Origin of the sequence: Streptomyces populi (assembly GCF_002911015.1) — a bacterium.
Classification (GTDB): Bacteria; Actinomycetota; Actinomycetes; order Streptomycetales; family Streptomycetaceae; genus Streptomyces; species Streptomyces populi.
In genome coordinates, this window is record NZ_KZ627034.1 from 1 (window position 1) to 9,445 (window position 9,445).

Annotated in this window: 8 protein-coding genes; 4 read left to right on the forward strand and 4 right to left on the reverse strand. The window is 73.6% G+C overall.

All coding sequences use genetic code 11. From position 1 onward, the window contains the following. Nucleotides 1-89: 89 nt before the first annotated feature. Together CW362_RS41570 and CW362_RS41575 are read right to left on the reverse strand one after the other, a co-directional pair. Nucleotides 90-509 (reverse strand): SCO4983 family protein, encoded by a 420-nt coding sequence (locus CW362_RS41570; protein ID WP_103554775.1) that lies wholly within the window; start codon nucleotides 507-509, stop codon nucleotides 90-92. Between the two features lie 124 nt (nucleotides 510-633). Continuing rightward, complete coding sequence (locus CW362_RS41575; RefSeq protein WP_103554776.1) at nucleotides 634-1,845, reverse strand: pyridoxal phosphate-dependent aminotransferase; 1,212 nt, start codon at nucleotides 1,843-1,845, stop codon at nucleotides 634-636. A gap of 125 nt (nucleotides 1,846-1,970) precedes the next feature. On the opposite strand from CW362_RS41575, the gene CW362_RS41580 reads away from it, so the two are divergent. Together CW362_RS41580 and CW362_RS41585 are read left to right on the forward strand one after the other, a co-directional pair. Then, the gene (locus CW362_RS41580) at nucleotides 1,971-2,636 is read left to right on the forward strand and encodes a hypothetical protein (protein ID WP_103554777.1); all 666 of its coding nucleotides are present in this window, start codon (nucleotides 1,971-1,973) and stop codon (nucleotides 2,634-2,636) included. Between the two features lie 966 nt (nucleotides 2,637-3,602). After that, nucleotides 3,603-4,505, forward strand: a complete 903-nt coding sequence (locus CW362_RS41585) for a S1 family peptidase (protein WP_103554778.1) — start codon at nucleotides 3,603-3,605, stop codon at nucleotides 4,503-4,505. 20 nt (nucleotides 4,506-4,525) lie between these two features. Here CW362_RS41585 and CW362_RS41590 read toward each other — a convergent pair whose 3' ends face one another. Further along, entirely contained in the window at nucleotides 4,526-6,154 is a 1,629-nt protein-coding gene (locus tag CW362_RS41590) for an N-acyl-D-amino-acid deacylase family protein (protein WP_103554779.1), read from the reverse strand. Between the two features lie 71 nt (nucleotides 6,155-6,225). Beyond that, nucleotides 6,226-7,503: an amino acid deaminase gene (locus CW362_RS41595; RefSeq protein ID WP_103554780.1), complete on the reverse strand. Its 1,278-nt coding sequence runs from the start codon at nucleotides 7,501-7,503 to the stop codon at nucleotides 6,226-6,228. Nucleotides 7,504-7,659: 156 nt separating this feature from the next. Between CW362_RS41595 and CW362_RS41600 the strand changes: the two genes are divergently transcribed. Continuing rightward, on the forward strand, nucleotides 7,660-8,778 hold the full coding sequence (locus CW362_RS41600) for a sugar kinase (RefSeq protein WP_103554781.1): 1,119 nt from the start codon (nucleotides 7,660-7,662) through the stop codon (nucleotides 8,776-8,778). Next, nucleotides 8,775-9,445, forward strand: a 671-nt coding sequence (locus CW362_RS41605) for an IclR family transcriptional regulator (protein WP_103554782.1), incomplete at its 3' end; no start/stop codon positions are given. The genes CW362_RS41600 and CW362_RS41605, both read left to right, overlap by 4 nt.

The window sequence follows — 9,445 nt, forward strand, 5'->3', positions numbered from 1 at the left end:
GGCGCGCGGACCGGGGCCGTGCGGGGCCTCGGGCCCGGGGCCCGAGGGGTTCGGCCGGGAGGCCGGGACTCGGCCCGCGGGCCGAGGTGTCAGCGGGTCGCCAGCTCGCGGGGTTCGGCGGCGGACGCGTGGGCGTCCATGCGCTCGGCGGACAGGATCGCCGCGGCCGTGTCGGCGCGGGAGGCCGCGACGACCAGGGCGCGGCCCGCGAGGGCGTGGGCCCGCCGGTGGAGGGTCGCGAGGCGGGAGGCGTCGGGTGCCTCGGCGGTCTGGGTGCGCAGCGGGGCGCCGCCGCGCAGCCGGGTCACCTGCTCGGCGAGCCGCGCGGCGCCGGCGTCCAGGTCGGCGGACGGGGCGAGCGCGCGGATCTCGTCCGTGACGGCGAGCAGCGCCGCGAGGTGACCGGCGAGCTGGATGTCCAGCTCCTCCTCGCGCGACCGGTGGGGGAAGTCGGCGGAGGGGGTGCCGGCCATCGTGTGGACCGACTTCGTGCGGATCGGTTCGTACATGGGATGGCCTCCTGTGCCTGGCAGGAAGCCATCCTAGCTTGGATTTCGTCTAAAGTTGAGCTGGTTCGCACAATGGGGCGCGGCGCACACACAGGGTGAGCGCAAGGCGCGTCCCCGGCGGGCGTCACGGCTGGCTGTAGCCGTCCAGGAACGAGCCGATCCGGGTCACCGCGTCCGTCAGGTCCGCGACCGTCGGCAGGGTGACCACCCGGAAGTGGTCCGGCTCGGGCCAGTTGAAGCCCGTCCCCTGCACGACCATGATCTTCTCGCTGCGCAGCAGGTCGAGCACCATCTGCCGGTCGTCCTTGACCTTGAAGACCTTCGGGTCGAGGCGCGGGAAGAGGTACAGCGCCCCCTTCGGCTTCACGCAGGTCACACCCGGGATCTGCGTCAGCAGCTCGTGCGCGACGTCCCGCTGCTCCTTCAGTCGTCCGCCCGGCAGGACCAGGTCGTTGATCGTCTGGCGCCCGCTGAGCGCCGCCACCACTCCGTGCTGCCCCGGCATGTTCGCGCACAGCCGCATGTTCGCGAGGATCGTCAGACCCTCTATGTAGGAGGCGGCGTGGGCGCGCGGCCCCGAGACCGACATCCAGCCGACGCGGTAGCCCGCCACCCGGTACGCCTTCGACATGCCGTTGAAGGTGAGGGTGAGCAGATCGGGGGCGATCTTGGCGGTCGCGGTGTGCGTGGTGCCGTCGTAGAGGATCTTGTCGTAGATCTCGTCGGAGCAGACCAGCAGGTTGTGCCGCCGGGCGATGTCCGTCAGTCCCCGGAGCATCGCGTCGTCGTAGACCGCGCCGGTCGGGTTGTTCGGGTTGATGATGACGATCGCCTTGGTGCGGTCGGTGATCTTCCGCTCCACGTCCGCGAGGTCGGGCATCCAGTCGGACTGCTCGTCGCAGCGGTAGTGCACGGCGGTGCCGCCGGACAGGGAGACCGCCGCGGTCCACAGGGGGTAGTCCGGGGCCGGTACGAGCACCTCGTCGCCGTCGTCCAGCAGCGCCTGCATCGCCATCACGATGAGCTCGGAGACGCCGTTGCCGATGAAGACGTGGTCGACGTCCGTCTCGATGCCGAGGGTCTGGTTGTGCATCACGACCGCGCGACGGGCGGCGAGCAGGCCCTTGGCGTCGCCGTAACCGTGCGCCGAGGAGACGTTGCGGAGGATGTCCTCGAGGATCTCGGGCGGACACTCGAACCCGAAGGCGGCCGGGTTGCCCGTGTTGAGCTTGAGGATGCGGTGTCCGGCCGCTTCGAGCCGCATCGCCTCCTCAAGAACCGGACCCCGGATCTCGTAGCAGACGTTGGCGAGCTTCGTGGACTGGATCACCTGCATGTCGTGAGCTTACGGCCGCCCGCCGCGCGCCGGGGCGTGTTTTCCACCACGTGAGACGTGTGGGTTCCGGCAATTTTGTCCTCGGGGTGCACCGGAGGCCCCGGTGGTCCCTACAATGCGCGATCATGTCCTGGCAGTCCGGAGATCCCGAAGCCCGGCCGACGGTGTACCTCCCGCAGAGCGACGGCGAGGCGCCTTTGGCCTATGAGACGTACGCCGATCCCGCCGAGGCGCACGGCTGGCGGAAGGCGTACACGGACGGTGAGGACACCAGCGTCCTGCCCGTCGTGGCCGGCGGCCCGGGGGGACGGCAGGAGCGGCGGTCGCGCCGCAGGGAGACCCGCCGCAACAAGCTGACCCGGCGGCTGGCCGTGGCCGGGGGCGCCGCGGGCGTCGTCGCGCTCGGTCTGGCCGTCTCCGGGGTGTTCGACTCCGGGACGGCCGGGGGAGCGGGCGGCACGCCCCAGCACACGACCCGCCCGGTGCACCTCCCCACCGGACCCGCCGAGGCGGACGACGACTCCACCGCGACCTCCTCCGCGCAGCCCCTCCAGGCCCCGTCGGCCACCGTGTCGGCGCCCGCCGCCCCGTCCGCCCGCGCGGGCGCCGCCTCTGCGGGCGCGACCGCGAGCGCGAGCGCCTCCGCGTCGAGGGGCGCTTCCACCGCTCCCGCGCGCTCCGCGCCGGCCACCACCGCGGCGCCTTCGACCGCCCCGGCCACCCCGACCGCCTCGGCGACGGGCGGCCGCGGCCGCGGGAACGGCCACGGGCACGGCGGCTGGTCGAACTGACCCCCGGTCCCGGTGAGCCGGCCCCGCCGCGAGGGGGGCGGGCACGGGGCTCTCGCCGTCGAACGGCGAGCCGGTGACCGGACCGGGGCGGCCCGCCGGGCCCCGGTAACGGGCCGAACCGTTCCGCGACGCGCGCCGTGATCCCGCTCGCCCTCGCGCGGCCCGGCCGACGGGGGAGACCCGGCCGCCCCCGGTGAACCGCCCGCTCGCCACGGCCTCCGCGCGCCGGGGCCGGAACCGAGGCCGGGACTGGGGTCAGAGCCGGTGCCGGAGCCGGTGCCGGAGCCGGAGCCGGAGCCGGTGCCGAGGCTGGGACTGGGGCCGGAGCCGGTGCTGGGGCTGGAGCCAGACCGGCAGCCGGGCCCGCCGCTCATCCGGTCGCCAGGTATCGGTCCGCCGGGTTCCCGGCCTGTCGTCCGCCTGGCCGGAAGGTATCTGCCTGCCGGATTCCCGGCCTGCTGTTCGCCCGGTCGGAGGTGTCTGTCCGCCGGGTCCCCGGCCCGTCGTCCGCTCGGCCGGAAGGCATCCGTCGGCCGGGTTCTCGGCCTGCCGTTCGCTGGCCGGAGGTGTCTGCCTGCCGGGTTCCCAGCCCTGTCGTCCGCCCGGTCGGAAGGCATCCGCCTGCCGGGTCCCCGGCCCGTCGTCCGCCCGGGGGGAGGGGCGCCTGTCCGTCAGGTTCCCGGCCCGGAGCCCGGAGTGAAGGCCCCCGCGGGCGGTGCGTCGTTCCTCCGTCGCGCGGGGAGGCGTACGAGGCGTCCCTCGGTCGGCGTCGTGGTGGGCGGTGTCCGCCCCGTCGGACGCCGCCCGCCCGCCGTCCACCGCGCCGACAGGCCGGAAACCGCTCCTTGTTCACTTTCCCCTCCCCCATCACAATGCGCATGACAAGAGACGGCCGGAAGACCTCCGGCCGGCGGAAGGCCGCCGGACGACCTCCGACGGCCCCAAGTCGCAAGAGGGGACCCCCACATGAGAAAGCCTCTCGTCGCCGCTCTGTTCGCCCTGGTGCTGGCCGGGGCGGGAGCGGCACCCGCGGTCGCGGCACCCGCTCCCCACGCCGTACCCGCCTCCCACCCGGCTCCCGCACGCGTGTCGGCCCCGGCCGTCACGGCGGACACCAAGGCGGCGCCCACCCTCCAGGCCGTCAGCCTCGCCGGGACCGTCGCGCTCAGCAACTGCTCCGGTTCGGTCGTCCGCTTCCCCAACTCGGCGGACTCCGACCCGGCGCTCGTGCTCTCCAACGGGCACTGCCTGGAGACCGGTTTCCCCGACCCCGGTGAGGTGATCGTCGGTCAGTCGTCCAGCCGGACCTTCGGTCTGCTGAACTCGGCGGGCACCAGGGTCGCGACCCTGCGCGCGAGCAAGGTCGCGTACTCGACCATGACCGACACGGACATCACGATCTACCAGCTCACCAGCACGTACGCGACCATCAAGAACTCGTACGGCATCAGCGCGCTGACCGTGCAGGACACGCACCCGGTCGCCGGCACCGCCATCACCGTGGCCTCCGGCTACTGGAAGCGTCTCTACAGCTGCAACATCGACGGGTTCGTGTACCGCCTCAAGGAGGGGGACTGGACCTGGAAGGACTCGGTCCGCTACACCTCCGCCTGCCAGACCATCGGTGGCACCTCGGGCTCGCCGGTCGTCGACCGGTCCACCGGCAAGGTCGTCGCCGTCAACAACACCGGCAACGAGGACGGCGAACGCTGCACGGTGAACAACCCCTGCGAGGTCGACGCGAACGGCACCGTCACCGTCCGCCAGGGCATCAACTACGCCGAGGAGACCTACCAGATCCCGGCCTGCTTCACGACGGGCAACAAGCTCGACCTGAGCCTGAGCGGGTGCGTCCTGCCCAAGCCGTAACACCGCGGGAGGGCGGGCGGTCACGCCGTGCGGCGGACCGCCCGTCCCGCCAGCACGTCCGTCCTGCGCCCGTCCTCGACGACGAAGCGGCCGTCGATCAGGACGTGCGGGATGCCGGTCGGCAGGGTGCGCGGCGCCGCGAAGGTCGAGCCCGCCGCGACCGTCGCCGGGTCGAAGAGCACCAGGTCGGCGCGGTACCCCTCGCGGACCAGGCCGCGGTCGGGCAGCCGCAGCCGGGCGGCCGGCCTGCCGGTGAGACGCGCGACGCACTCCTCCAGCGTCAGGACGCCCAACTCCCGCACGTAGTGGCCGAGATAGTGCGGGAAGGTGCCGTAGGCGCGCGGGTGGGGCTTGTCGCCGTGCAGGATGCCGTCCGAGCCGCCGGTGTGCACCCGGTGCCGCATGATCGCCCGGACGTTCTCCTCGTGGCCGACGTGCTGCAGGATCGTGGGGCCGAGCCGGTCCTCGACCAGCAGCCGCCGGGCGACGGTCCAGGGTTCCTCGCCGCGCAGGCGGGCCGACTCCCGGACGGTCCGGCCGACGTACGGGCCGAGGCGGGGGTCGTTCACCCCCGAGACCTCGATCGTCTCCCACTCGGCGGGCACGCCGTGGCAGCCGTCCGCGCCCACGACCTCCAGGTGGTGCCGGATCCGTTCGGCGGTGCCGTCGTCCCGCAGCCGCGCGAGCACCGCCTCCGGTCCGCCCTCGTTCGCCCAGCTCGGCAGCAGCGCCGCGAGGGTGGTGCACCCGGGGGTGTACGGATAGGTGTCCAGGGTGATGTCGGCGCCCTCCGCCAGCGCCTCGTCCAGCAGCGCGAGGAGCTCCGGCGCCTTCCCCTCGTTCACCCCGAAGTTCATGGTGGCGTGGGCGAGGTGGAGCGGGCAGCCCGCCTCGCGGGCGAGGGCCACCATCTCCTCGTACGCTTCCAGGGCGCCCGCCCCGTACGAGCGGTGGTGCGGGCACCAGTAGCCGCCGTGCTCGGCCACCACCCGGCACAGCGCGGTGAGTTCGGCGTCCCGGGCGTACATCCCCGGCGTGTACGTCAGCCCCGAGGACATGCCGACCGCGCCCTCGCGCAGGCCGTCCGCCACCAGTTGCCGCATCCGGTCCAGCTCCCGGGGGGTCGCCTCGCGGTCCTCCCAGCCGACGGCGAGCATGCGGACGGTGCCCTGGGGGACGAGGTAGGCGGCGTTGACCGCGATGCCCTCGCCGCCGAAGCCGTGGTCGAGACGGTCCAGGTACTCGCCCACGGAACGCCAGTCGAAGTCGACGTCGTCGCCGTGGCCGTTCCAGCCGGCGATCGTCCGGCGGACCTCGGCGAGCGTCCGGTCGTCGACCGGCGCGTACGACAGGCCGTCCTGGCCGATCACTTCGAGGGTCACGCCCTGGGCGGCCTTCGCGCTGTGGTCCGGGTCCCGCAGCAGCGCGAGGTCGCTGTGCGCGTGCATGTCGATGAAGCCGGGGGCGAGGACCAGGCCCTCGGCATCCATCTCCCGGGTGCCGCGCGGCCGTTGGCAGCCGGCCGCCGCGGCCTCCTTGACGATCGCGACGATGCGGCCGCCCTTGACGGCCACGTCCGCGCGGTAGGTGGGGGCGCCGCTGCCGTCGGCGACGTCCACGTCCTGGACGACCAGGTCGGCGAGGTCCATGGGGCGTCTCCCGTGTCGTAGGGAACGGATCCGGGGAACGGATCCGGGGAACAGGTCCGGGGAACGGATCTCTAGAAGAACGTACGGATGTAGTCGACGACCGTGCCGTCCGCCTCGACCAGCGGGATCAGCTGCCACTTGTCGAAGGACGTGCACGGATGGGACAGGCCCATGCCGACCCAGTCGCCGACCTCCAGGTCCGCCTCGGGAGCGGTCCGCAGCCAGGCGTGCTGGTCGGAGAGCCCGCTCACCTCGATGCCGGCCGCCGGACGCTCGGTTCCACCGCGGCGCACGGCCTGGGCGAGGGGCAGGTCGAGGTCGTGGGCCGCGTCCCGCTTGCCGGCGTTGGTGAAGGCCTGCTCGGGGGAGGGCCGCGAGACGACCTGCGACCAGAGGCGGAACGCCGGGTGCAGGGCACCCTCCCGCGGGACGCGGGTGAAGGGCGTGAGCCTGCGGTAGTGGCCGTCGTCGTGCGAGACGTACGCGCCCGAACGCAGCAGTTTCAGGACGGGGAGCGACAGCTCGGGGATCTCCGCGAAGACGTCGGCGACCGCGTCGAACCAGGCGCTGCCGCCCGCGCTGACGACGATCGTGCCGACGTCCTTGAACCGCCCGGCGTCGTCGAAGTCCGCCGCCAGCGCGGTCAGTCGCCGCAGCCAGGCGTGCACCCGCTCGGGGTTCGCGTCCGGGACCTCGCCCTCGTACCCCGCGACGCCGGCCAGCCGGAGCGTTCCGGTCGCCGCCACCGCGTCGGCGACCGCCGCGCACTCCTCCTCCGTCCGCGCGCCGGTACGGGCACCCGCCCCCGCGGCGAGTTCGACGACGACGTCCACCGGGCGGACGCTCCCGCGCAGCGCGGCGTCCATCAGCTCCACCCCGCGCACCGAGTCGACGTAACAGACGAACTCGAAGTCGGGGTCCGCGGCCAGCTCGGCGGCGATCCAGCCGAGGGCCGCCGGGTCGACGAGTTCGTTCGCGAGGAAGATCCGGTCGATGCCGAACTCCCGTGCCACCCGCACCTGGTGGGGGACCGCGAGGGTGATGCCCCAGGCGCCGTGCTCGATCTGCTGCCAGAAGAGCTGGGGCGCCATGGACGTCTTGCCGTGCGGGGCGAAGGCGAGGCCGTGCCGGGTGGCGTACGTCTCCATGAGTCCGAGGTTGTGGGCCAGGCGCTCGGCGGAGAGGGCGAGGACGGGGGTGGTGAAACCGTCCGTGAAGAGGTTGCGGCGCTGGGCGGTCAGCTCGCCGACGCTCAGGCCGGCGGCGTCCGGGGGCAGCCCCTTGAAACGGTGGTCGACGCGCTCCGCCGCGAGAGCGGCCAGTGGTGCGGCGGCGGTGTCGGCGCTCATGGGGCCTCCTCGGCCTGTTCGGCCTGTTCGATCATGTTGCATCATGTGCAACGCTCATTGCGTATGTCGTTTTCAGCTGTCTAACATCCCAGCCGACGCAGGGTCAACGGTGCCGTTCGCCGCCGTCGGCCGCCAGAGCGAGGAGCCCCGACCACCGTGAGCAGCAACGGACCCGCGGATGCCGCGTCCACCGGCACCGGCACCGGCACCGGCCCCGACACAGGTGCCGGCACCGTCGACGTGGTGGCGCTCGGCGAGTCCATGGTCACCTTCCTGCCCACCCGGGCCGGACGCCTCGCCGACGTGCCCTCGTTCGAGCGGGGCATCGGAGGGGCCGAGTCGAACGTGGCGTGCGTGCTCGCCCGCGCCGGTCACTCCGTCCGCTGGGTCGGCAGGGTCGGCGCCGACGGGTTCGGCGACCACCTGGTGGAGGCGATCGCCGCGTACGGCGTCGACACCTCCGCCGTGCGCCGGGACCCCGGCCGGCCCACCGGCGTCTACTTCCGCACCGCGGCGGACCGGGCGACCGGCTCCCACGAAGTCGCCTACTACCGGGCCGGATCCGCCGCCTCGGCCATGACGACGCGGAACACCGACCTCGCCGCCGCCCGCTCGGGCCGCGTGCTCCACCTGTCCGGCATCACCGCCGCGCTCTCCGACGGCTGTCTGGCCCTGATGCGCGAGCTGACCGCCCCCCGGACCGGCCGCCCCCTCGTCTCCTTCGACGTCAACCACCGCCCCGGCCTGTGGCGCGACCGGCCCGAGGGGCCGCGCGTCCTGCTCGACCTCGCTCGCGGCGCCGACGTCGTCTTCGTCGGCGAGGACGAGGCGCACGAGGCCTGGGGGCTGCGCGGAGCCCGCGCGATCCGCGAGGCACTGCCCGAACCGGACGTCCTGGTCGTCAAGCACGGCGGGGGCGGGGCCGTCGTGTTCGACAAGGAGGTGCCCCAGGGGTCCGAGGACGCCACCGGCACCGTCACGTTCGTGCGCGCCCTGCGGGTCGACGTCGTCGCCGCCGTCGGTGCCGGTGACGCCTTCGCCGCCGGGTTCCTCTCCGCCACCCTGCGCGGCCTTCCCGTCCGCGACCGGCTGCGGCACGGCCATCTGACGGCCGCCGCCGCGCTCACCGTCCCGGGCGACCTCGCCGACCCGCCCGCCCGGAGGCACGCCGACCGGCTCGCCGCTCTCGACGACCGTGCCTGGGAGACACTTCGTCTCGGCCCCGGCTGGACCGAAGCCGACGCACGGGCCGCGGAGGAGGTACGTACGCCATGAGCCAGACCGTCGACCGAGCACTGAGCATCCTGCCGCTGCTCGCCGAGGGCCCCGCCGACCTCGGCCAGGTCGCCGACCGCCTCGGCGTCCACAAGTCCACGGCCCTGCGCCTGCTGCGCACCCTGAACGAGCACGGTCTGGTGTACCGCCAGTCCGACCAGCGCTACCGGCTCGGTGCCCGGCTCTTCGCCCTCGCCCAGGAGGCCGTCGAGAACCTCGACGTCCGCGAGATCGCCCACCCCCACCTCGTGCGCCTCAACGAGAGCTGCGGACACACCGTCCACCTCGCCGTGTACGAGGAGAACGAGGTGCTCTACATCGACAAGGTGGAGAGCCGCTACCCGGTGCGCATGTACTCGCGGATAGGGAAGCCCGTCGCCATCACCGTCGCGGCGGTCGCCAAACTGCTCCTCGCCGACCTGCCCGAGGCCGAGCGCCGCGCCGTCGCCGACCGGCTCGACTACCCCATGTACACGGCCCGTTCGACCCCCAACGCCCCCGCCTTCCTGAAAGAGCTGGCCACGGTGCGCGAACAGGGCTGGGCCACCGACCTCGGCGGTCACGAGGAGTCCATCAACTGCGTCGCCGCCCCCGTCCGCGGCGCCGACGGACGCGTGGCCGCCGCCATGTCGGTCTCCGCGCCCAACGTCGTCGTCACCGCCGAGGA